This window comes from Endozoicomonas arenosclerae (assembly GCF_001562015.1).
Classification (GTDB): Bacteria; Pseudomonadota; Gammaproteobacteria; order Pseudomonadales; family Endozoicomonadaceae; genus Endozoicomonas_A; species Endozoicomonas_A arenosclerae.
On record NZ_LASA01000284.1, the window covers coordinates 1 to 627 of the forward strand.

A 627-nucleotide genomic window follows, 5' to 3' on the forward strand; every position below is an offset into this window, starting at 1 on the left:
GCGGTAACGGAAATGACTGAGAGTTAACTCTATCCATCGGTAACACTCATCTTTAGACTCCTAGCCAGGTTCTATGTCTGGGACATGTTCAAGGAAGTCGCTGACCTGATCCAGGGTCTTGATGAGTTTGGTGTTCATGATAATCTTCATCCTCTCATCATGAACGACATCCTGGACCTTTACAGGCTCAGTTCGTATTGGAAACCGGGCTTTTGTTCAGGCTCATTTTATATTGGAAGAGACTTGTATTAGGAGGTCGCTTCTGGAGCTGCTATGATGTTGACTTTGTGGTTTTTTTCTCTGTGGGCGTTTTTCAATCATGGTTGATTTTGCCAGCATATAATGTTCTTAGAGCAATATACTTCATCATGAATAATAATTATTTTGGGCTCTTAATGGATTCCGGGGAGTTATCCAAACAACACTCCCAGAAGACCGGTTAGAGCTGCTTTCCCGCGCTTCTTGATATTGTGCAGGCACTCGAAGAAACCCAAATACAGCGGTAACTTCTCTTGTGATATACCCCGATGAGGACGCAACCAGGAACGCAACAGCGACCAGAACCCCTCCATTGTATTCACATGAATCTCATGAAAACCGTCGCCGTCCTCATCTCGTGCATATTCA

General features: G+C 44.3%; 1 pseudogene. It reads right to left on the reverse strand.

The features are described from left to right. Nucleotides 1-410: 410 nt before the first annotated feature. Nucleotides 411-627: pseudogene (locus tag WG89_RS29985) on the reverse strand (IS1595 family transposase); the annotation flags it as partial.